The sequence below is a fragment of the Falsihalocynthiibacter sp. S25ZX9 genome (assembly GCF_041205405.1).
Classification (GTDB): Bacteria; Pseudomonadota; Alphaproteobacteria; order Rhodobacterales; family Rhodobacteraceae; genus Falsihalocynthiibacter; species Falsihalocynthiibacter arcticus.
Genome location: NZ_JBGFCD010000003.1, coordinates 141817 through 163343 on the forward strand (window position 1 = coordinate 141817; position 21527 = coordinate 163343).

General features: G+C 54.5%; 26 protein-coding genes. 6 read left to right on the forward strand and 20 right to left on the reverse strand.

Translation table 11 applies throughout. The features are described 5' to 3' along the window. The 6 genes from AB9F29_RS04780 to pyk all read right to left on the reverse strand — a co-directional run bounded on the left by AB9F29_RS04780 (position 1) and on the right by pyk (position 4042). Positions 1-444 (reverse strand): ASCH domain-containing protein, encoded by a 444-nt coding sequence (locus AB9F29_RS04780; protein ID WP_039001866.1) that lies wholly within the window; start codon positions 442-444, stop codon positions 1-3. Next, complete coding sequence (pheS, locus tag AB9F29_RS04785) at positions 441-1514, reverse strand: phenylalanine--tRNA ligase subunit alpha (protein ID WP_369754784.1); 1074 nt, start codon at positions 1512-1514, stop codon at positions 441-443. Before pheS ends, AB9F29_RS04780 begins: the two co-directional genes overlap by 4 nt. 130 nt (positions 1515-1644) lie before the next feature. Next, a complete protein-coding gene (gene rplT, locus AB9F29_RS04790) occupies positions 1645-2007 on the reverse strand; it encodes a 50S ribosomal protein L20 (RefSeq protein WP_039001864.1) in 363 nt (120 codons plus the stop codon). A gap of 12 nt (positions 2008-2019) precedes the next feature. Further along, on the reverse strand, positions 2020-2220 hold the full coding sequence (gene rpmI, locus AB9F29_RS04795; RefSeq protein ID WP_039001863.1) for a 50S ribosomal protein L35: 201 nt from the start codon (positions 2218-2220) through the stop codon (positions 2020-2022). Between the two features lie 119 nt (positions 2221-2339). Beyond that, the gene (locus tag AB9F29_RS04800) at positions 2340-2561 is read right to left on the reverse strand and encodes a hypothetical protein (protein ID WP_369754785.1); all 222 of its coding nucleotides are present in this window, start codon (positions 2559-2561) and stop codon (positions 2340-2342) included. 32 nt (positions 2562-2593) lie between these two features. Further along, positions 2594-4042, reverse strand: coding sequence for a pyruvate kinase (pyk, locus tag AB9F29_RS04805; RefSeq protein ID WP_335583738.1), 1449 nt, complete (start codon positions 4040-4042; stop codon positions 2594-2596). Between the two features lie 211 nt (positions 4043-4253). On the opposite strand from pyk, the gene AB9F29_RS04810 reads away from it, so the two are divergent. Next, positions 4254-4586: a DUF1244 domain-containing protein gene (locus AB9F29_RS04810; protein WP_369754786.1), complete on the forward strand. Its 333-nt coding sequence runs from the start codon at positions 4254-4256 to the stop codon at positions 4584-4586. Between the two features lie 37 nt (positions 4587-4623). Here the strand turns inward: AB9F29_RS04810 and AB9F29_RS04815 are convergent, their stop codons facing one another. Genes AB9F29_RS04815 through dgcN form a run of 3 tightly spaced genes read right to left on the reverse strand, consistent with a single transcriptional unit; the run spans position 4624 to position 7474 of the window. Further along, entirely contained in the window at positions 4624-5487 is an 864-nt protein-coding gene (locus tag AB9F29_RS04815; protein WP_369754787.1) for a D-amino-acid transaminase, read from the reverse strand. A 10-nt stretch (positions 5488-5497) separates the two neighbouring features. After that, positions 5498-6463: an N-acetyl-D-Glu racemase DgcA gene (dgcA, locus tag AB9F29_RS04820; RefSeq protein WP_369754788.1), complete on the reverse strand. Its 966-nt coding sequence runs from the start codon at positions 6461-6463 to the stop codon at positions 5498-5500. A gap of 9 nt (positions 6464-6472) precedes the next feature. After that, positions 6473-7474: an N-acetyltransferase DgcN gene (gene dgcN / locus AB9F29_RS04825; RefSeq protein ID WP_039001858.1), complete on the reverse strand. Its 1002-nt coding sequence runs from the start codon at positions 7472-7474 to the stop codon at positions 6473-6475. A gap of 266 nt (positions 7475-7740) precedes the next feature. Between dgcN and AB9F29_RS04830 the strand changes: the two genes are divergently transcribed. Both AB9F29_RS04830 and AB9F29_RS04835 read left to right on the forward strand, forming a co-directional pair. Further along, a complete protein-coding gene (locus AB9F29_RS04830; protein ID WP_369754789.1) occupies positions 7741-8700 on the forward strand; it encodes an L-malyl-CoA/beta-methylmalyl-CoA lyase in 960 nt (319 codons plus the stop codon). A gap of 173 nt (positions 8701-8873) precedes the next feature. Continuing rightward, on the forward strand, positions 8874-9836 hold the full coding sequence (locus AB9F29_RS04835) for an acetyl-CoA carboxylase carboxyltransferase subunit alpha (protein ID WP_335583744.1): 963 nt from the start codon (positions 8874-8876) through the stop codon (positions 9834-9836). Positions 9837-9841: 5 nt separating this feature from the next. Here the strand turns inward: AB9F29_RS04835 and AB9F29_RS04840 are convergent, their stop codons facing one another. From AB9F29_RS04840 to AB9F29_RS04855, 4 genes are read right to left on the reverse strand one after another with little or no spacing between them, the layout of a single operon-like run. Further along, positions 9842-10447, reverse strand: coding sequence for a pyridoxamine 5'-phosphate oxidase family protein (locus AB9F29_RS04840; RefSeq protein ID WP_335583745.1), 606 nt, complete (start codon positions 10445-10447; stop codon positions 9842-9844). A gap of 11 nt (positions 10448-10458) precedes the next feature. Then, positions 10459-11199, reverse strand: coding sequence for a lysophospholipid acyltransferase family protein (locus tag AB9F29_RS04845; protein ID WP_335583746.1), 741 nt, complete (start codon positions 11197-11199; stop codon positions 10459-10461). After that, the gene (locus AB9F29_RS04850; RefSeq protein WP_369754790.1) at positions 11196-12101 is read right to left on the reverse strand and encodes a cell division protein FtsX; all 906 of its coding nucleotides are present in this window, start codon (positions 12099-12101) and stop codon (positions 11196-11198) included. The genes AB9F29_RS04845 and AB9F29_RS04850 overlap by 4 nt, the downstream gene beginning before the upstream one ends. Continuing rightward, complete coding sequence (locus AB9F29_RS04855; RefSeq protein WP_335583747.1) at positions 12098-12769, reverse strand: ATP-binding cassette domain-containing protein; 672 nt, start codon at positions 12767-12769, stop codon at positions 12098-12100. The genes AB9F29_RS04850 and AB9F29_RS04855 overlap by 4 nt, the downstream gene beginning before the upstream one ends. Before the next feature lie 163 nt (positions 12770-12932). Between AB9F29_RS04855 and AB9F29_RS04860 the strand changes: the two genes are divergently transcribed. Next, positions 12933-13781, forward strand: a complete 849-nt coding sequence (locus tag AB9F29_RS04860; RefSeq protein ID WP_369754791.1) for a zinc-ribbon domain-containing protein — start codon at positions 12933-12935, stop codon at positions 13779-13781. Between the two features lie 17 nt (positions 13782-13798). Here the strand turns inward: AB9F29_RS04860 and AB9F29_RS04865 are convergent, their stop codons facing one another. Both AB9F29_RS04865 and lysA read right to left on the reverse strand, forming a co-directional pair. Continuing rightward, positions 13799-16381, reverse strand: coding sequence for a TIGR02302 family protein (locus AB9F29_RS04865; protein WP_369754792.1), 2583 nt, complete (start codon positions 16379-16381; stop codon positions 13799-13801). A gap of 37 nt (positions 16382-16418) precedes the next feature. Then, positions 16419-17684, reverse strand: coding sequence for a diaminopimelate decarboxylase (lysA, locus tag AB9F29_RS04870; RefSeq protein ID WP_369754793.1), 1266 nt, complete (start codon positions 17682-17684; stop codon positions 16419-16421). A gap of 146 nt (positions 17685-17830) precedes the next feature. Here lysA and AB9F29_RS04875 point away from each other — a divergent pair, with 146 nt between their 5' ends. Beyond that, the gene (locus tag AB9F29_RS04875) at positions 17831-18202 is read left to right on the forward strand and encodes a VOC family protein (RefSeq protein WP_369754794.1); all 372 of its coding nucleotides are present in this window, start codon (positions 17831-17833) and stop codon (positions 18200-18202) included. 3 nt (positions 18203-18205) lie between these two features. On the opposite strand, the gene AB9F29_RS04880 is transcribed toward AB9F29_RS04875, so the two are convergent. The 4 genes from AB9F29_RS04880 to argH are packed head-to-tail and all read right to left on the reverse strand — an operon-like array spanning position 18206 to position 20272. Continuing rightward, on the reverse strand, positions 18206-18523 hold the full coding sequence (locus tag AB9F29_RS04880) for a DUF2834 domain-containing protein (protein WP_369754795.1): 318 nt from the start codon (positions 18521-18523) through the stop codon (positions 18206-18208). Continuing rightward, entirely contained in the window at positions 18523-18687 is a 165-nt protein-coding gene (locus tag AB9F29_RS04885; protein ID WP_335583753.1) for a hypothetical protein, read from the reverse strand. Before AB9F29_RS04885 ends, AB9F29_RS04880 begins: the two co-directional genes overlap by 1 nt. A 25-nt stretch (positions 18688-18712) precedes the next feature. Next, the gene (locus AB9F29_RS04890) at positions 18713-18856 is read right to left on the reverse strand and encodes an argininosuccinate lyase (RefSeq protein WP_369754796.1); all 144 of its coding nucleotides are present in this window, start codon (positions 18854-18856) and stop codon (positions 18713-18715) included. Next, positions 18857-20272 (reverse strand): argininosuccinate lyase, encoded by a 1416-nt coding sequence (argH, locus tag AB9F29_RS04895; RefSeq protein ID WP_369754797.1) that lies wholly within the window; start codon positions 20270-20272, stop codon positions 18857-18859. It abuts the gene before it with no gap. A 27-nt stretch (positions 20273-20299) separates the two neighbouring features. Between argH and AB9F29_RS04900 the strand changes: the two genes are divergently transcribed. Next, the gene (locus tag AB9F29_RS04900; protein WP_335583756.1) at positions 20300-20848 is read left to right on the forward strand and encodes a TlpA disulfide reductase family protein; all 549 of its coding nucleotides are present in this window, start codon (positions 20300-20302) and stop codon (positions 20846-20848) included. 5 nt (positions 20849-20853) lie between these two features. On the opposite strand, the gene AB9F29_RS04905 is transcribed toward AB9F29_RS04900, so the two are convergent. Then, positions 20854-21423 carry a DNA-3-methyladenine glycosylase I gene (locus AB9F29_RS04905; RefSeq protein ID WP_369754798.1) on the reverse strand — a complete coding sequence of 190 codons (570 nt, stop codon included), beginning with the start codon at positions 21421-21423 and terminating at the stop codon, positions 20854-20856. Positions 21424-21527: the final 104 nt, after the last annotated feature.

Consider the following 21527-nt stretch of genomic DNA (forward strand, 5'->3'; position numbering starts at 1 on the left):
TTAATCCTTTGTTGGCGTGATCCCACGCCCTGCCAAATCTTCAACGACGTCAAAGCGTTCGAACACCAACATCATTTCAGGGTCAAAACCGCCGTTGCGGCCAAAATATGCGGAACGATAGGCTTTCCAATCGGCAAGGCTGTTGCCCATGCCCTCGTCCATCGCCAACTCCCACGTCACATCGCAAAAGCGGTGCTGCTCGACTTTTGTGGTCTTGGTGACGAGGGCTGGTGCGCCATTCCATTCGGTCGCGATATCGCAACGGCCCACTTTAGGGAGCGCGTCTTTGTCGCCGCCAAATTCCGCCAAAGCCGCGCAATCCAGACGTTTGGTCCCCGCACGCACCAGCGTTAGTTGCGCCTCGCTGTCGGCTTTACTCTCGCCAAAACAATAGGTTCCAGCCCCGGGGTATGTGTCGTTTAGGTTCTCAGTGTGATCGTTCATTTGCTCAAACCTCCCGCCAGTGACGGCATGTCTAGCGCGCTGAAACCATAGTGCCGCAACCAGCGCAGGTCGCTGTCAAAGAAGGCGCGCAAATCTGGGATGCCGTATTTCAGCATCGCAATGCGGTCGATCCCCATACCAAAGGCAAAGCCTTGATACTTGTCGGGATCAACGCCGCCCGCGGCCAAAACTTTAGGGTGCATCATGCCAGAACCCAGCACTTCCATCCAGCCGTCGCCTTCACCGATGCGCAATTGCCCATCGACCCAGCTACATTGGATATCGACTTCTGCGGAGGGTTCCGTGAAAGGAAAATGGCTGGCGCGGAAACGGGTTTTAATACCGTCGATTTCAAAGAAGGCCGCGAAAAATTCCTCAAGCACCCATTTCAGATTGGCCATAGAAATATCTTTGCCAATGGCCATGCCTTCGATCTGGTGGAACATCGGCGTGTGGGTCTGGTCGTAATCCGAACGATACACGCGACCTGGCGCAATCACGCGGATCGGCGCACCGGTTTTTTCCATCTCGCGGATTTGAACGGGGCTCGTATGCGTGCGCAGCACGTGAGGCGCGCGCTCGTCATCGGCATCGCGGTGCATATAAAACGTATCAAATTCCTGCCGCGCGGGGTGGTGCGGCGGAATGTTGAGGGCATCGAAATTATAAAAATCATTCTCGATCTGCGGGCCTTCGGCAACGGCAAACCCCATATCCGCGAAAATCGCGATCACTTCTTCTGTGACCTGCGAGACAGGATGGATTGTGCCTGCTGGGCGACCACGCGCGGGCAAAGTCACGTCGAGCCACTCGCCCTTCAAGCGCGCATCAAGTGCAGCGTCGCCCAAGGCTTCTTTTTTAGCGGCCAGTGCCGAATTTACCTCGTCCTTGAGAGCATTGAGCGCGGGGCCAGCTGTTTGGCGTTCCTCGGGTGTCATTTTACCCAATTCGCGCATTTTCAGGCTGATTTCGCCCTTCTTGCCCACCGCAGAGACCCGCAAGTCTTCGAGGGTTGCCTCATTGGTTGCCGAGGAGATTGCCTCAAGAAATTTCTGCCGAAGATCGTCCATGCCTGACCCCTATTCTGTCCCCCGCCGTGCTATCACATCGGGGGTTAAACGCAAGAAGCCGCCGACCCATCACAGGCCCGCGGCTTCAAATTTTCTTCTCGGTTCGAGAAGTCTTCGCGAGCGTTACGCCTTAAGCCAGAGCGGCTTGGGCTTTTTCAACGATCGCTGTAAACGCTTCTGGCTCGTGTACGGCGAGATCGGCGAGAACCTTACGGTCCACTTCGATGCCAGCCAACGAAAGGCCATTGATGAAGCGCGAATATGTTAGTGTTTCGTCGTGAGCACGCACGGCAGCGTTGATCCGTTGGATCCAAAGCGCACGGAAGTTACGCTTACGGACTTTACGGTCACGTGTGGCGTACTGGTTTGCTTTGTCGACGGCCTGTGTGGCTGTTTTGAAAAGATTTTTACGACGGCCGTAAAAACCTTTAGCGGCGTCGACGACTTTTTTGTGGCGACGGTGAGTTACCTTACCAGATGTTACGCGGGGCATATCAGATTCTCCTTAACGAGCGTACGGCATCATCGTCTTGATGATTTTCGCATCAGGAGCCGACAAAACTGTGGTACCGCGCGCATTGCGCAGGAATTTGTTGGAACGTTTGATCATGCCGTGGCGTTTGCCAGCTTGACCTCCAACTACAAGGCCATTGGCCGTAACTTTGAACCGCTTTTTGCAGCTCGACTTTGTCTTCATCTTGGGCATTTCCGTCTCCTATTTGAATTCGGTGTAAACGCGACTCGGCATGCCACTTTCGGCCGGTCACGCAGTAAGAGCGCGTCGTATAGGACGCATTCTCCAGAGGGGCAAGCCCAAAACATGTGTTACAGGTATTTTCCGATGACGTGGGAGAAGACTCCAGGGATGTCTTGGATGACATACCCTCCGGGCTTTTGAATGACCGCGAAGGCAATCATGCCGCCCGCGATCACGACCAAAACTGCGGGTGTCCGAGGGGGGCGCCCATCAAATATGGCACCTATGATCGGCGGAATGGTAAATCCGCCGATCAAAAGACCGATGACTAGAAAAAGATCTGGATCCATAGACCCCTCCAAAGACTACTCTTTAGAGTAGTCTATTCAGGATCGATGTTCAAAATCAACCGTTCATCACAAGGTGCGACGCGTAGAATATTGGTTGAACCACGCACATTGAACGGAACACCCGCTGTCACGACGATCGAATCGTTCTCAGTTGCGAGACCAGAAGCACGCGCAGCCCGAGCCGCTGCGATCACGGCCATTTTGAAGCGATCCACGTTGTCAGAGTTGAAGCAATTCATGCCCCAGCTCAAGCAAAGGCGACGCAAGGTCTCCTTAACGGGTGACAAAGCAATGATTGGAACACGTGGACGTTCACGCGCCACCAACAGGGCCGTATTCCCAGATTGCGTGAAGCAACAAATCGCTTTGATGTCGGCCGTTTCCGCAATCTCGCGGGCTGCAGCAACGATACCGTCAGCAATAGAGACGCCTTTGAACTTGCGGCTTGCTTCAATCACTTCGCGGTATGTCGCGTCGCTTTCGACCTCAACGGCCACGTTGTTCATGGTTGTCACCGCTTCGATTGGGAAATCCCCAGCCGCGGATTCGGCGGACAACATGATGGCGTCGGCACCTTCGTAAATCGCGGTCGCAACATCGGAAACCTCGGCGCGCGTTGGCACGGGGCTCTCGATCATGCTTTCGAGCATCTGGGTGGCAACGATCACGGGTTTCGCGGCATTGCGGCACTTACGAATCAGGCGTTTCTGAATTGGTGGAACGTTTTGAACGGGCAATTCAACGCCCAGATCGCCACGGGCGACCATAATCCCGTCAGACACTGCAAGAATGCTGTCAAACGCGGTAACCGCTGCTGGCTTCTCGATTTTTGACAGAATAGCCGCACGGCCCTTGGCCAGTTCACGCGCTTCAAAGACGTCTTCGGGGCGCTGTACGAACGACAAGGCCAACCAATCCACGCCCAATTCACAGACAAATTCCAGATCGCGGCGGTCTTTTTCAGACAAGGCCGCCAATGGGAGAAGCACGTCGGGGACGTTCACACCCTTGCGGTTGCTGATAGTACCACCAACTTCGACCACACAATCGGCGAAATCTTCGCCGCGCGCTTCAACTCGCACGCGGATTTTGCCGTCGTTCACCAGAAGGGTCGAGCCCACTTCAAGCGCTTGGAAAATCTCTTTGTGCGGCAGTTGAACGCGCTCAATGGTTCCGGGGGCGTCTGAAAGATCGAAGCGGAACTTAGCGCCTACGGCCAATTCTTCGCCACCATCGTTGGCAAAAACGCCACAGCGCAGTTTCGGCCCCTGAAGGTCAGCCAAAATCGCAATCGGTTTGCCAGTATCTTCTTCGATTTGACGAATGATCTCGTGGCGCTTACGAATTTCTTCGTGGTCGCCATGGCTCATGTTCAAGCGGAATACGTCAGCCCCGGCTTCAAACAAAGCACGTATCATTTTATAGTCATTCGATGCGGGGCCCAAAGTGGCCACGATTTTTACATTGCGAGCGCGTGTCATTCGGCGTCGATTCCTCGTGTTAAAAAATAATTTCGGTGGGCCGCCCGCTATATGCCCCATTTTTTTTCAAAACACAACGGGCCATACATCCATCTGCACGACCACTTTAAATGCCTTTTGTAACCCATCTGTGACAGTGAGTGTCGTTGCGCTTTCTTTCGAGGCGGTTAATATTTGGCTTCGTTCCCGTATTTTTCACTATAGGTGCCCTATGAATTTCAATCGCCCAGACATCGACGCGCAAACGCAACTCGAGCTAGAAGCCGCCGCCTTTCGAACTCTGCGCACACATCTTATGGAACAAAGAACCGACGCGCAAAATATCGACATGATGAATTTGGCGGGTTTTTGCCGCAACTGCCTGTCGCGCTGGGTGCAAGAAGCCGCCAATGAACGCGGCATTGAGATGAGCAAAGACGAGGCCCGCGAGGCATATTACGGAATGACGATGGATGAATGGAAAGCCAATCATCAAACCGACGCGACCCCACAGAAACAGGCCGCGTTCAAACAAGCATTTGATGAGAATGTAGCGAAGAAATAGAAAGCCAGCGTGAGGGTTCAGGCTGGCTTCTATTGATTTAAATCGCGGCTTTACGACTTTCTTCAAGATAGATTTCGCGCAGCCGCACAGCAACCGGACCCGGCACACCTGCACCGACTTGAGCGCCGTCAATCTCGACCACAGGCATCACGAAAGTGCTCGCCGAAGTCACGAAGGCTTCGTCGGCATCTTGGGCTTCAGCAATGGTAAAGCTGCGTTCTTCAACGGTCATTTGCGCCTCTTCGGCAAACCGCAAAACGGCGTTGCGGGTAATCCCTGCGAGGATTTCCGTGCCGAGGTGGCGCGTAATGATCTTGCCGTTTTTTACGATATAGGCGTTGTTGGAGGTGCCCTCGGTAACCATGCCATCCTCAACCATCCACGCATCATCAACGCCCGCTTTTTTGGCCATCATCTTGCCCATAGAGGGATAGAGAAGCTGGATCGTTTTGATGTCACGACGCCCCCAGCGGATATCCTCAATCGAGATAACCTTGATGCCTTTTTTCGCCACAGGTGTGTCGGCAAGGCCGGGCTTGTTCTGGGTAAACAACACGATGGTTGAAGGGGTCTCGTCTGGATCTGGGAAGGCAAAATCACGGTCGCTCGGTGCGCCGCGTGTGACCTGCAAATAGATCATCCCCTCGTTGATATCATTCAGGCGCACCAATTCGCGGTGCACCTCAAGGAGGTCCTCCATCTCGATCGGCAGGGCCATATCGAGTTCCCCAAGGGAGCGCGCAAGACGTTTGGAATGGCCCGCGAAGTCAAGCAATTTGCCGTCCAAAACACTTGTCACTTCGTAAACGCCATCGGCCATCAAAAAACCACGGTCGAAAATTGAGATTTTGGCGTCAGCTTCTGGCAAATACTCGCCATTTACATAGACAGTGCGACTCATGGTTCTCTCCTTATCCCCAGAGTGCCGCCGTTGACGGATGCACGCCTGAGTCGTCATAAAATAATGCATTCTCACGGTCTTGCGATAACAAAAGCGGCCCGTCAAGGTCTGTTATCATCGCGCCTTGAGCCACAAGAACTGCAGGGGCCATTGCCAAACTACTCCCGACCATACAGCCCACCATAACGCGGTAACCCTCTGTAATCGCTTGTTTCTTAAGCTTTAGGGCTTCGGTCAGACCACCGGTTTTATCGAGTTTGATATTCACCACATCGTACTTGCCCTTAAGGCTAGCAAGGCTCGCACAATCATGCGCACTTTCGTCGGCACAGACGGGTAAAGGGCGTGCAATTTCGGCCAACATATCGTCTTCTCCCGCGGGCATTGGCTGTTCGACCAACTCAACACCCAAACGGATCAAATGAGGCGCAAGCTCGCTGTAAACTTCTGCGCTCCACCCTTCGTTTGCGTCAACGATAATTCGTGATTTCGGGGCACCCGCCCGAACGGCTTCAAGGCGCACCATATCATCTGGCGTTCCCAGTTTGATTTTCAAAAGCGGGCGAAACGCGTGTTTAGCCGCCGACAATTTCATCTCTTCTGGGCTGGCAAGCGACAGGGTGAAGGCCGTAATTTCGGGTTTTGGTGCGTCCAGACCAGCCAGTTCCCATGCCCGTTTCCCCGAGCGTTTTGCGTCCAAGTCCCAGAGCGCGCAATCAACTGCATTTCGCGCCGCGCCTGCGGGCAACATCTCTTGCAGGCTGTTGCGATCAACGGGAGTCTTCAACCCTTCAATCAGGGCCGTGACGTTTTCCAACGTTTCCCCATACCGCGCATAGGGCACACATTCCCCCCAACCTTCGTGCTCGCCATCTTGAATGCGCACGGTCAAAACATGCGCATGAGTGCGACTGCCGCGCGAAATGGTAAAAACTTCGGCCAAGGCAAAGGTATCGGGGGAAACGGTAATTTTCATATTTGCAACCTATAGAGCTTCAAGCGCATCGACCAGCCGTTCTGCATTGTCGCGGAACGGGTCGACCGCGGGCATGCCCATACGTGCCTCAAGTTCAGACAGATAAGCCCGCGCTTCGTCTTCACTCATGCTGGCCGTGTTCACCGAAATACCCACAATTTTGCAAGCAGGGTTGACCACTTGTGCAATCGGCAGACACATATCGCGCAAGGCTTCCAACGTCGGCAAAGTATAGCTTGGAAGGCCGCGCATGTGTTTACGGGTGGGCTCATGTGCAAGGATAATCGCATCGGGCTGGCCGCCATGAATAAGCGCCATTGTGACACCGGAATAGGAGGCGTGGAACAGACTGCCCTGCCCCTCAATCACATCCCAATGGTCTGGATCATTGTCAGGGGAAACATATTCAACCGCCCCCGCCATGAAATCGGCAATAACGGCGTCCAGCGGAATACCTTGTCCTGTGATCAAGATACCGGTTTGGCCCGTGGCGCGAAATGTCGATTTCATCCCGCGCTTTTGCATTTCTGCATCAATCGCAAGACCTGTGTACATTTTACCAACCGAGCAATCGGTCCCCACGGCGAGCACGCGTTTGCCCGTCCGTTTGACCCCGTTTGCAATCGGGTAGTCGATTCCTGGAACGCGCACGTCGTGCAGACTTGTTCCATGCGCCATAGAGCAGGCCACCAAATCGGCCTCATGGCGCAACAAGTTGTGCAAACCACTCGCAATATCAAAGCCCGCCTCAATAGCGGCAATTAGAATTTCTTTCCATGCGGGGGAAATAACCCCGCCACGATTGGCCACACCAATAACCAAAGTTTTGGCGCCAGCGGCTTTTGCCTCGGCCAATGTCATATCCGTCAGACCCAAGTCTGCTTTACAGGTTGGTAGGCGCAGTTGGCCGATGGCGTGATCGGGACGCCAATCTTTTATGCCTTGGGCAACTTTTGTGGCGAGTTGGTCCGGCGCATCGCCGAGAAAGAGAAGATATGGTGTGGGAATCATGTTGCGCTCCTATGTTGGGGGGAGCATCCCTCATTTTGGTTGGAACTTCCTCTCAAGCTTCGCTCATTTCGACGTAATTTTAGAAGATTACACCGACAAATGATAATAGTATGAAAGAAATGACGAACACTTATCTGAAATACGGAGATTCCTTTCATGTGCGGGCGATTGCTGCAGTTGCACAAAGGACTTGCGATCCATCGCGCAAGAATATACCAAACCAAAAGAAACAATTGAAATAAACTTACGCACCCATTGAGGCCCCCATGAGTTTTCGCATACAACCTACCGCCCCTGCCCGTCCCAACCGCTGTCAGCTTTTCGGCCCCGGCTCGCGGCCCGCGCTCTTTGAAAAAATGGCCGCCAGCGCGGCGGATGTGATCAATCTTGATCTTGAAGACAGCGTCGCCCCTGCGGACAAAGCCGTAGCGCGCGCCAATATCATCGCCGCGATTGGGGACATTGATTGGGGCGATAAGCTACTATCCGTTAGAATCAACAGCCTTGATACCCCTTATTGGTATCGCGATGTAGTTGACTTGCTTGAGCAAGCGGGCAATCGGCTGGATCAAATCATGATCCCCAAGGTTGGATGCGCCGCCGATGTCTATGCCGTCGACGCCCTCGTGAGTGCCATTGAAACCGCGAAAGGCCGCAGCAAACGGATCTCCTTTGAGGTTATCATCGAAAGCGCGGCGGGCCTTTCTCATGTCGAAGAAATCGCTGCCTCCAGCCCACGGTTGCAAGCGATGAGCCTTGGCGCCGCCGATTTTGCCGCGTCGATGGGGATGCAAACAACGGGAATTGGTGGCACGCAGGAAAATTATTACATGCTGCGCGATGGGGTCCAACATTGGTCTGATCCGTGGCATTGGGCGCAAGCGGCGATTGTTGCAGCGTGCCGTACGCATGGGATTTTGCCTGTCGATGGCCCGTTTGGAGACTTTTCGGATGATGAGGGCTATCGCGCACAGGCGCGGCGCTCGGCGACCCTCGGCATGGTTGGGAAATGGGCCATCCATCCCAAACAAATCGGCATTGCAAATGAGGTTTTCACCCCTTCAGACGCCCAAGTTGCCGAAGCACGTGAAATCCTCGCTGCGATGGACGCCGCCACCGCCAAGGGCGAAGGGGCCACGGTTTTTAAGGGACGTTTGGTCGATATTGCCAGCATCAAACAGGCGCAGGTCATTGTACGGCAATCCGAGTTGATACTGGGAACCTAAAGCCTATTGCCAAATTACTTGGCCCGATACGCCCCCCCGTTTCTGTGAGAAAGGTGGAGCTAAATCGAATCTGGCCAATCCACAGACATTTAGCTGTGCCTAACCCAACTACAGACATTGCAAATACCGCTGTAGATTGTCATATATCTGTGCAAAGCGACGTGGAGACGGCTATGAACAATTATCTCGAATTTGAAAAACCCTTGGCGGAAATCGAAGGCAAAGCCGAAGAGCTACGCGCGATGGCGCGGAAGAATGAAGAGATGGACGTAGAGGCAGAGGCCAAGGCGCTTGATGCCAAGGCGCAGACTCTTATGAAGGATTTGTATAAAAATCTAACGGCGTGGCGCAAATGCCAAGTCGCGCGGCACCCTGATCGCCCACATTGCCTCGACTATATTGAGCAACTTTTCACCGATTTCACGCTCCTAGCAGGCGATCGGAACTTCGCAGACGATCTCGCGGTTATTGGCGGCCTTGCGCGTTTGGGCGGCCAAGCCGTTGTGGTTATCGGCCAAGAAAAAGGTTCCGACACAAAATCCCGCGTCGAGCGGAATTTTGGCATGGCGCGGCCCGAAGGCTATCGCAAAGCGATCCGTTTGATGGACCTCGCCGACCGTTTCAACCTTCCCGTCATCACACTCGTTGATACAACCGGTGCGTTTCCGGGCAAAGGGGCCGAAGAGCGCGGCCAATCCGAAGCCATCGCACGTTGCACAGAAAAATGCCTCAAACTCGGCGTACCCATGATCACGGTTGTGATCGGGGAAGGCGGATCGGGCGGGGCCGTTGCTTTGGCGGCGGGCAATACGCTCGTGATGCTAGAGCACTCGGTTTATTCCGTGATTTCCCCGGAAGGCTGTGCGTCGATCCTTTGGAAAGATGCCGCGCGGATGCGAGAAGCGGCCGAGGCGCTCCGGATTACAGCACAGGATTTGTTAACACTTGGCGTGGCGGACGAAGTTATTCCAGAACCCATCGGCGGCGCACATCGCGCTCCGCATGCGACAATCGCGGCGGTGGGCAAAGCGATCGAGAAACACCTAAAGGTGCTGGTTAAAAAGAAACCAGAAGTCCTCATCAAGGAACGCCGCAAAAAGTTCCTCGACTTGGGTGCAAAAGGCCTTTCCGCCTAGCCAATCTACCACATTGTATTTGCGGCGCGAGCAGACCAATCACGGTCATAGCTTGCGCCGTCAAAGTCCCCACCCGTTTGCTCGCGCAGAATATCCCCCATGCTGGGCAACCCTTGTGTCTCATCTTCACCGCTCCAAAGGTTCGCACGCATCAACGCGCGGGCACATTGCGAGTAAATCTCTGAAATCTGATGGATGATCGCACTGCGCGGCGCACTGCCTTTTGTCACAAAGGTTTCGAGCAAAGGCGCATCAACCGTTACTTTTGCGAGGCCATTCACGCGAATAACGTTGTGACTGCCGTTCACGAAAAACATCAACGACACACGCGGATCGCGCACAATATTACGTAGCGAATCCATCCGGTTGTTGCCGCGCCAATCTGGCAACGCCAAGGTAACAGGGTCCAACTCGCGCACAACGGGGCCGTCATCTCCGCGCGGGCTTGCATCCGTTCCTTCGGGTCCAACAGTCGAGAGGATGCATAACTTAGAGCGCTCTATCCATGCGCGATAGGCTGGTGTGATACAGGCTGCCACCTTCTCAAGCGATGCGCCCCCCGGTTTTCCATAGAGCCCTTCCAGCGCTTCAATGTCGGTGATGAAATCCATTGCCCAGAATCCTATGTTGTGTGACTGCCCAAAAAACCAGCCTCAATTGCCAAGCGATCCGACGCAGGTTCAATGATGTTTTCGAGTCTCTCCATGAATTCCTTGGTCGCCAATCCTGGGGCAATTGGTGGGAAAAACTCAACGACTGCCGTACCCGGTTTGCGATAAATCCCGTGGCGCGGCCAAAACACTCCAACGTTGGTGGCGGCAGGGACGCAGGCTTGACCCGTTTGGGTATATAGAATGCCTACACCCGCTTTGTACTGGCGCTCCACGCCCGGTGCGACACGCGTTCCTTGTGGATAAATAATCAATTGGCCGGGGAGTTGTGCGCCAGACTTAACATCCGCAATCATCTTTTTGATCGCCGCGCCGCGCTTGCCACGATCCACAGGAACACAGCCAATGCGCATTCCGTACCACCCCAAAATCGGGGCAAACCTTAGGATCGCTTTCATAATGAACTTCGGACGCGGCACTTCGGAGACAATCATAATGATATCTAGAAAGCTCTGGTGCTTGGAAGCAATCAACACTTCGTCCGTCGGAATTTCTCCACGCACTTCGGTTTTCAATCCAATCATCCACGCCGCGCTCCAGCGTACATAGCGGCAATAAGCATGCACGCCGTGGAACGCATAGTCACGATTAAACACGGCGCGCGGCGTGTAATACAACGCGAGCACAAACATCATCACATACATCTGAATGCTAAACAGAAGGGATCGAACCCATTGAATGGCGCAAGTCATGTGAGCCCTTTCAAAACGCGCAGAGCGGAATAGCGGGTCGCACTATAAGCGACGAGCGATGATAAAACGGGCACAAGCATGGGATAGAGCCAGTGGAAACCTTGAAAGCCAAGCCCTGTGAGAAATCCGCCCGCAGCGTCCGTGCGGGGGAGGAAGGCGATAGCGGTTGTTGCGAATAGGGTGCCAATAGCCGCGCCAACAAAGGCCCGAATTGTGAAGCGGCGCACGAAAGCGCGTGCGATAAAGATGTCACGCGCCCCGACCAAGCGAAGGACGCCTATTATTTGTGCGTTTGCCGCAAGGGCCGAGTTTGCCGCGAGGGTAATCATCGCGCCCGTTGCCGCCGTAATAAGAGCAATCGAAATCAGGCCGAGCATCCGAAGCCGCTCCGCAGCTTTCACAAGGGGTCGCCGCCAGCGCGTATGATCGTCAAGAACGGCTCCCGGAGCTTCCGCGCGCAGTCGAAGGCTCAACCCTTCAGCATCGTAGCCCTCCTCGTCTTCCAAAACCTCGATCAATTGGGGGATCGGCAGGGTTTCGATGGGTAAATCAGGCCCAAACCATGGGGCAAGGAGCGCCTTTTGTTCCTCAAGGTCAAAGGCCCGCGCAGAAGCAACGCCTGGCGTCGTTTCCAACACCCGAAGCGCGGCTTGCGTCTGTGCCTCGACTTGTCCTAACGGGGCCGAAATACGGACGGTGGCGGTGCGGGCCAATTCAGAGGCCCAGCGGTTTGCCAGCCGATCCGTCGCCAACGAAAGCGCCAGCGCAAACACCGCGAGAAACCCCATAGCCCCCGCGGTAAACAACGTCAGCGTCGCCGTAAAACCTGCGGGTGGAACGACGTTATGTGAAGCTTCGCCACCGTCAAGAAACCGCGTCATGCGCTCAAGAAGGGCCCTCATAGGTCGGCTCCTGCAAGGTGTAGCGTTTTGTCTGAGATGCGCAAAACCCTTGCATTTACTTGCTTTTTGGCCGTCCGGATCAGATTGAGATCATGCGTTGCAATCATAATCGTTTTGCCCATCCGATTAAGTTCCACCAAGAGCGACAGCAGGCGTTGGGACATTTCCCAATCGACATTCCCCGTGGGTTCATCCGCAAGGATCACATCGGGCGATTGAATGACCGCCCGCGCGAGTGCAGCGCGTTGCCGTTCGCCGCCAGAAAGTTCCGGTGGCCGGAAGGTTTTACGCTTATCCAACCCGACCCATTGCAAGAGGTCATTCATGTCTTCCATGTTCACTTGGCGCCCCGTCACCGCCAGAGGCAACGCCACATTTTCGGTCAACGACAGGTGGTCGAGGAAATTACAATCCTGATGAACCACCCCAATGCGGCTTCGATTATGGGCGATGTCATCGCGACTCATGGTGCTGACATCTTTGCCAAACACCTGAACCTGCCCCGAGGTGGCGCGCAATTGCATGTAGCAGAGTTTCAGAAACGTTGTCTTTCCGGCCCCCGAAGGACCCGTCAGAAAGTGGAATGAACCCGGTGCAAGTTTGAGCGACAAACCAGAGAGTAAGTCTCCTCCGCCATAGCCATAGGAAACATTTTGAAGTTCAATCACCAGCGAGTCCTTATCGGTTAATCTGCCACAGTTTTGCCCAAGCGCGCGAAAGGTTGCAATGGCTGTGGCCAAAACCTTTGTGTTTTCTTTTCCGCCTGTTAATGTTTCTCGCAAGAGTGGAAACAATAAACGCGGAAAATCCGCACGACAGGAAGGAGTAGCGATGAGGCTGATTTGCCCTAATTGCGATGCCCATTATGAGGTCGAAAGCCGTCTCATCCCCGAAAACGGGCGCGATGTGCAATGTTCAAGCTGTGGTGACACGTGGTTTCAAGCCGCCGCAACGCAAGATGACGACATAAAATCCGACCTCGAAGACGACATTTTTGCCGAGAATGCGGATCAAACGGGTGACCAAGATGCCCCTGAAATAGAAGAGATTGTGGAGGCTGAGCCTGCAGCGCAAGCGGAGTCCGCGACGACGACGGCACAGGGACCGGAACGTGCGAGCCTTGATTCGACCCTCATGCAGGTCTTGCGCGAGGAAGCGGAGCGGGAAACTCAAGCGCGGCTTAGCGAAGGTGGTGCAAACCTTGAAACCCAAACCGATATGGGCTTGGAAGCGCCAGAGCAACGCTCAAAAAGCTTTCCAGACGAACCCGATGTTGAAGAAGCTGTTCGCGAGCGTACAGCGCGGTTGCGCGGCATAGAGCCCGAGGATGTGTCCGATGGCTCTCCGAGTTCGCGCCGCGATTTATTGCCAGACATTGAAGAAATCAATTCCACATTGCGTGCCACATCCGATCGTAAAACCGGCGTTTCAAATGAGACTGACGAAGAGGCCCCAAACAAGCGAAGTGGTTTTCGCACAGGTTTTAGCCTGATTATTGTTCTCGTGGCAGCCTTGCTTCTGGTTTACACTTTTGCTCCGCAAATCGGGGCCAAAGTGCCCGCGATTGATCCCGCATTGAAATCGTTTGTGCGGAGTGCGGATCAAGGTCGCGTAAAGATCGATACCCTTATGGAAACGCTCATCGCCAAAATCAACACCGACGAAGCCCCCAGCCAGTAGGCGGGCTTTTCGGCCATTTAGAATTGATCGATTAGGCGGCGGAGGTATTCCAATTCTTGGTCTGGGCGGGTTTTGTCCCCTTCGCGGCGGCGCAATTCGTCTAGCAATTCGCGTGCACGACCATAGGGGTTTTCGCCATCGGCAAAGGGGCTGTCACTGCGGGACGCCCCGCTTGTTCCGGGCGCGCGTCCGAGGGGGTCGCCACCGTCACGCCCTTCGCCCTGTGCGGTTTGGCCATTCTCGCCCTCAGCGCTATTGGAGTCTTCCGCCATGGCCTGACCAAGGGCACGCATCCCTTCGCGCAATTCTTCTATCGCCTCTGATTGACGATCCAAAGCGAGCGGAATGTCTTCGTCTTCCAGCGCATTTTCGGCCTCTTCCATTGCCCGCCCCGCGCGGTCAAGCGCTTCGCGGGACCCGCCATCGCTTCCCTCGCCTAAAGCCTGCTCTTGGCGGCTCAATTCATCCCGAAGGGCTTGCTGCCGTTGCGCCAATGACTCGCTCCCACCAGGTTGGCCTTGATCGGTTTCCTCGTCGCCGTTGCCGCCCCCCTCGCCAAGCTGTTGTTCGCCCGTTGCGCCCTCCCCTTCTTGGCCGTCCTCGCTTGGCCGCGCCGAAGGGTCTTGGCCCTGTGGGGTTGACGGGTTGTAGCGTTCTTGGAGGTTGCGAAAAGCTTCATCCGAGAGGTCTTGCTGATCGCGAAGGGTCTCTTGCAGGTCGTCCATCGCACGTTCGGCGGGCGTTTGCGGGCCGTTGCCTTCGCCGCCCTGCGTGACTTGCATATTTTCCATCATCTCGCGCAACATCTCTAGAAGTTGCTGGGCTTCGGCCATCCGTCCCTGCTCCATCAAGTCTTGGATTTGATCCATCAACGCATCAATTTCGTCTTGTGTCACATCCGTGGAATCTTGATTTTGGGCATTCTGTTGATCTGGATTTGGCTCCGAAGTCTGAGCGAGTTGTTTGACATAATCGTCCATCGCTTCGCGCAATTCGTCCATCAACTCGGCGATTTCTTCATCACTGGCCCCGCGCTCCATCGCTTCTGCGAGACGATCTTGCGCGCGCTCCAGACGCGCCTTTGCATCCTCAAGGCCACCTTCTTCAATGCGTAACGCAATCTCCCACAGAGCATCGGCAATCAACATTTGCTCTTGGGTATTAAGCCCGTCGATATTCGCCATTGCGAGGCGTTGCAGGGCGACACGCAGCATAAGGAAGCCACTCTCGTCGAGGTTCATATCTTGGGGAACATGCATCACGGCCCGCAAAACCTGCTCGGCACGGAGCCCATTGCTGCGGGCCCATAAAATGTCGCGTCGGGCTTCGACAACACTTGCCGCAAGCGGGTGAAAAAACTTGCGTTTTGGAAGGGTCGTTTCCACAATCTCAATTGCGCTCGTTTGCTCTAAATCATCCTCGACTTGCAGCGCTAAGGTTACCGGCAACCCCGCCCAAAGATTTGGCGCGAAATCTTCAACAGCCGTTTCGGTAAAATCGGCGGACTCCGCTGAAAAAGCAAGGGGAAGGTCCAACACCAAATCCTCCTGCGGATCAGGTTCGGCATGCAGGCCATAGCGCCGGTCAACTGCGTTTAAATCGAGCGTGACGTGCAGAGTTCCAGCCGCCACACCATAGTCGTCACTGGCCCGAAATTCTTGGCGCAACTCGCCGTCCAACGTGGCCACAGGGGGCGCGGAAAGCCGCACATCTGGTGCCGCATCCGCGAGCATTTCAATACTCCAATCGCCTCCATATGCGCCCTTGATGGATAACTCACCCGACTGCTCAACCGAAAGGGAAAGCGAGGTTGTGCCGCCAAAATCGGCAGAGGCTTGCGCGGTTGTTGGCAGCGTTCCAATATTTTGCTTCAGGGAGTTTGCACTGGATTCGTCATAGAACCGAAGGGCAATAACACTGCCCTCAGGGACTTGAAGGTCCGAACGCGCGATCAGATCGTTCAAATAAAGCGTGGGTTTTCCCGTATAGCTTGGCGGTTGAATCCAGCCTTCCCATTGGGCACCCGCTTCTCCCTGTCCCGCGAGGAGGTTGTCGGAAAAGATTGTCACGGAACCAAAATACTTAGGCGCGCCGAAAATCACGGCGGCCAATAGCGCAGTGACAGCCATCAAGCGCAGCCCGTTTGGATCGCGATCCGCGAGACGCAAATCGGGCCAAGGGGCCTGCGCGCTTGCCGTTTTAGCTTCCATCCTGCGCAAATGCGCGCCCCAAACCGCACGAGAGGCAGGGTCATCAAGGCCCACAGTTTGCGCATCGGTCAAAGCCGCGAGGGGTTGGCCCACAAGGGTTGAATCCAACCGCGCCAAGGATTCGGAGCGATGCGGGAACCGAAAACGAGCAACAGCCCGTACAAGAGTCGCGAGGAGAAGAACACTGACAGCCGCAAGCAACCCCACGACCACGACAAACGGCAGGCGCTCCTGCACACCGAAAAGAAACGCCGCTACGAGTGTAAAAACAAGGCTATATACGGGCCAAAACGCGCGCAAGAACCGTTCGGCCACAAGTCCGGCCCACGTAAACCGAAGGGGCCAACGAAGGCGTTTCGACAGATTATTTTGCGCATCGGCCGACTTCAAGAGCACATCTCCGCAGTGATTTTGGCCAAGGACTAACCTAAAGCCATGAAGGAACCGTATCGCGATCAATCATATCTTGGAAGGTCGGACGTGCCCGAATGACAGCGAATTGATCACCATCGACCAAAACCTCGGGAATAAGGGGCCGCGAATTGTATTCACTTGCCATAACCGCGCCATAAGCCCCTGCCGAGCGAAACGCCACGAGGTCGCCCGCAGCCAATGGCGGCATATTGCGTCCCTTGGCAAAGGTATCGCCACTTTCACAAACGGGCCCAACGATATCGTATTTCGCCTGCTCAACCCCAGGTGCGGCCTCAATCACAGGAATAATGTCGTGATGCGCGCCATACATGGACGGGCGGACAAGATCATTCATCGCGCCGTCAATAATGAGAAATTCGCGGTCTTCCCCCGACTTCACATAGATCACTTCGCTGACCAAAATGCCTGCATTTCCCGAAATCAGACGCCCCGGTTCAATCTCGATTTCGCAGCCCAAATCGCCCAAAACGTCCTGAATGAGGGCACCATATTCTTTGGGCAAGGGAGGAGCTTCGTTGGAGCGTTCGTAAGGAATGCCCAAACCGCCGCCCAGATCCAAGCGGATGATTTCGTGGCCGTCTTTGCGCAGAACTTCCGTCAATTCGCGAACCTTTTTGTAGGCTTGCTCGAACGGTTCAAGTTCAACCAACTGGCTACCAATATGAACATCAATGCCCATAATTTTCAGCCCTTTAAGGCTTGCGGCTAGCGCATAGACTTCCCTTGCCCGTGAAATCGGAATGCCAAATTTATTCTCGCTTTTTCCGGTCGCAATTTTCTCATGGGTTTTAGCGTCAACGTCGGGGTTCACCCGAATAGCAATCGGCGCGACAACATTCAGCGCCAGCGCCGCTTCATTCAGCACAATCATCTCGGGTTCGGATTCGACATTAAACTGGCGAATACCGCCGATTAGAGCCGCGTCCATTTCCTCGCGGGTTTTGCCGACACCAGAAAAAACAATTCGGTCGCCCGGAACGCCCGCCGCCTTGGCGCGCGCATATTCGCCGCCCGAGACCACATCCATACCCGCACCTTCTTTGGCCAAGAGGGTCAGGATCGCTTGGTTGGAATTGGATTTCATGGCGAAACAAACGAGGTGTTCCATACCCGAAAGCGCATCATCAAACAGTTTGAAATGCCGACGGAAGGTTGCCGAGGAATAGAGATAAAACGGGGTGCCTACCGCCTTTGCAATCTCAGAAACGCGCACATCTTCAGCGTAAAGTTCGCCGTTACGATACAGAAAATGGTCCATTGTCGCGCCTTTCAAATGCCTCCCCCAAAAGGGGTTTTTTCGCTCATACCAGACCGTGCAAGTATTTCAAACGAAACCCGCTATAAAAACGCGGGTTAGGCACGAAAGGGAAAAAATGTTAAACTAAAACCAAACAGGAGGAAGCTATGGAACTAGGTGCGTTTTCAGTCAGCCTCAATGTGAAAGACATTCAGGTCTCGCTCGCATTTTATGAAAAACTGGGCTTTGAGATTTTTCACGGAGACGTGGCGCAGGGTTGGCTCATCCTGCAACTCGGCACGACGACGATTGGCCTTTTCCAAGGCATGTTCCCGCGCAATATCCTGACATTCAATCCAGGCTGGGACTCGCAAGCAAAGCCGTTGGACGACTTTGACGACGTTAGGGTGCTTCAAAAGGCTTTCGCGGAGCGCGGGTTGGATGCGGGACAACCGATTGATCCCGACTCGCAAGGCCCCGCGAGTTTTATGATTGTGGATCCGGATGGCAATCCAATTCTAATTGATCAGCACGTTTAAGCACTACTCAATCGGGCGGGAACGGAAGTAAAGGTAGAGCGGCAACCCACACGAAACGCCAACCAAGAAGGTCGCGGGCAAGGCCACAAGCGCCATCCAATTGCGTCGGACATAAGTCTCGGCCAAGATCCAAACGCTCAAAGCGATGGCTGAAATAACGAGGTCCCACATGAGGCCCGTTGTCGCTGAATTGGCCTGCCACGCGGCAAACAGCAATTTCGGCGCAGGTCCATTTCCCCAGACCCAAAGCCCGATATGATACATCGGAAGCAAAGCTCCGACGATTGCCAATCCAAGATATATTGCACGTAGAGGAGACATCAGAACCCTAAATTTATGCCAAAATTACCCGTACTTATGCCTACACGACTATAGGTGCCGCCTGTCCCCGCATAGACGGTGCCGTTCACGACGGGTGGGTGTTGCGGGCCAGCACAGGCCCCCAACAGCGTCGTTACCAAAATGACAGTTATGACCTTATTCATGCTTCACCTTCACACCTCTTGGGTCTTAAAACTTCGTTACGACACCCATGCGGGCCTCGCCAGAGACCGTAATCCCCGTGGAGGTCGTGGTTTCGGGCGGGGTTGGAGCGCCGTCGACACCACAAGCGGCAAGAGTGGCAAAAAGTCCGAGAAAAACAAGCTTTTTCATTTAGGTGTCCTTATTGATTTTTTTGGTCCAACGCGCGATCTGGCTGCGCACTTGGCTCGGAGCGGTGCCGCCATAGGACACGCGCGAGGCCACGGAATTATGGACACCGAGCACATCAAAGACGTCTTGAGTGATGTGTTCGTGCACGGATTGCATGTCTGCCAAGGTAAGGTCCGGCAAATCGCATTCTTTGCTCTCCGCCAATGCCACAAGGGTTCCAGTAACGTGATGTGCATCGCGGAATGGCATGTTGAGAGCGCGCACCAACCAGTCGGCAAGATCGGTCGCGGTTGAAAACCCACTGGCCGCCGCGATTTCGAGATTTTTGGTATTTGCCGTCATATCTGCAACCATACCCGTCATCGCGGCAAGGGCGAGCATTAGGTTGTCGGCGGCATCAAAGACTTGCTCTTTGTCTTCCTGCATGTCCTTGGAATAAGTCAGCGGAAGACCTTTCATCACCGTAAACAGCCCAACCATCGCCCCCATTATCCGGCCAATTTTGGCGCGAATAAGCTCGGCGGCATCTGGATTTTTCTTTTGTGGCATGATTGAGGAGCCGGTGGAAAACCGATCCGAAAGCGCCACGAACCGGAATTGCGCGGAGGACCAAATCACGAGTTCCTCGGCAAAACGGCTGAGATGCATCGCGGTGATTGTAGAGGCCGCGAGGAATTCGAGCGCGAAGTCACGGTCGGCTACGGCATCCAGCGAATTGGCGGCAGGACGATCAAAGCCCAGCGCTTCGGCTGTCATGTGACGGTCAATTGGGAAGCTGGTTCCGGCAAGGGCCGCCGCACCGAGGGGAGATTCATTCATCCGAACCCGCGCGTCGCGAAAGCGTGACATGTCGCGGCCAAACATCTCGACATAGGCCATCATATGGTGGCCCCAAGTGACAGGTTGGGCAACTTGCAAGTGGGTAAATCCGGGCATAACCCAATCCGCGCCCGCCTCGGCCTGCGCCAAAAGCGCGCGGATGAGGGCCTCAAGGCCGACAATCACAGCGTCCGTTTGATCGCGCACCCAGAGGCGGAAATCGGTTGCGACTTGGTCATTGCGGCTGCGACCTGTGTGGAGGCGGCCTGCGGGCTCACCGATCAGGTCCTTGAGACGGCTTTCCACGTTCATGTGGATGTCTTCTAAGGCGGCTGAATACTGAAACTCTCCGTTGTCGATTTCTGACAATACCGTGAGAAGGCCTTCCCGAATGGCAACCGCGTCTGTATCTGTAATGATGCCTGCGCTTGCTAACATTGCGGCGTGGGCGCGAGAACCCTCAATGTCTTGAGCGGCCATGCGTTTATCGAAACTGATCGAGGCGTTGATAGCCTCCATGATCGCATCGGGTCCGGCGGCAAAGCGTCCGCCCCACATTTGGTTGGAAGAAGTCTTGGGTGTATCGTTTTTGGTCATGTTAATGCCCTTTGGAGGGAAGAAAAAATGCGAAATCTTTGGTTAGCCCCCCTATACGCGGGCCTCGCGCTTAGCGCAAACGCTGCCTTTGCCGATTTGGCGGATCTACGCGTAGGCTCGCTCGAAAAATTGCAAATACATTCGGCGCCTGTGGCAGGTGCAGAGGCTATTTTTTTTGATCCCGAGGGAAACGAGCGAACTCTGTCCGACTATGATGGCAAAATTACGCTGGTGAATTTTTGGGCGACATGGTGCGCGCCCTGCCGCAAAGAAATGCCCTCCCTTGACCGCCTAGCAGCGCAAATGGAGAGCGAGGACTTCGCCGTTGTCACTGTCGCCACAGGGCGCAACAAAATGGCGGCGATTGAGAAATTCTTTGCCACCGAAAACATCCAGAACCTCCCGATCCTGTTGGATCCCAAAAGCGCCCTCGCGCGTGAAATGAATGTCGAAGGCCTGCCCGCAACGATACTCCTAGACCGACAAGGCCAAGAAGTCGCGCGCCTCGTTGGCGAAGCAGAATGGGATAGCGAAAGCGCCAAGGCCATTTTCGCAGAATTAATCGCGCAAAAATGATGCTTTCAACGGGTTTCGCTCAAATGGCTATGCCGAGGACAGGTTACAATGTGGTCATTGGCCATGCCCACCGCCTCCATAAAGGCATAGACAATCGTCGGCCCACAGAACTTAAACCCGCGTTTTTTAAGATCCTTGGATATTTCGGTTGAGAGCGGTGTTGACGGCGGAACATCTGCTAATAATTTGAAGTTATTTTGAAGTGGTTTTCCATCAACAAAATTCCAAAGATAGGTATCAAATCCCTGCTCTTGCTCAATAGCCTGCCAAACACGCGCATTTGAAATGGTCGCAGCGATCTTGCCACGGTGGCGAATAATGCCCGGGTTTTGCAAAAGCGTTTCGATTTCTGGCTCGCCCCATGTGGCAATCACATTTGGGTCAAACCCATGAAAGGCCTCAATAAAGTTCTGACGCTTCTTGAGAATGGTGATCCAACTCAACCCCGCTTGGAACCCGTCTAGAACCAGTTTTTCCCAGAGAGCGCGGCTGTCATAAACAGGGACGCCCCACTCGGTGTCGTGGTAAGCAATGTATATGTCTTCCTGCCCAACCCAACCGCATCTTTCCTGCATATTCCCCCCTAAACCGGACTCCCTACATTTCGTCGTAAATTAGAACCAAATACGAACTTTCACCAGCTATTAAACTATCAGGAGGCATTCTAAACCTGTTGGTG